Raw genomic sequence first — 244 nt, forward strand, 5'->3', positions numbered from 1 at the left:
CTTTCAATTTCAAGATGCCATACCCTGTGCTGCGAAACTGCCTGAATAAATTTATCTGCGGCTTCGGGAACTCCCTCTGTAATAACAGCCGGATCTTCATGTTTTTTCTTACTGACATGGCTATCAATATAGATATCCCTTGTTCCCGGACCAAAATAAAGAGCTTTACAATGATGATAGGCTTCATTAACGAAATCCAGAACTAGCTGTTTATTTTCTGGAAGCAAAAAGTCGTTGGCATTAT

Annotated in this window: 1 pseudogene; it reads right to left on the minus strand. The window is 39.3% G+C overall.

The annotated features are described in order from the left end of the window. Positions 1 to 244, minus strand: a pseudogene (katE, locus tag SB689_RS23960) (catalase HPII); the annotation flags it as partial.

The sequence above is a fragment of the Chryseobacterium sp. SIMBA_038 genome (assembly GCF_046535115.1).
GTDB lineage: Bacteria > Bacteroidota > Bacteroidia > Flavobacteriales > Weeksellaceae > Chryseobacterium.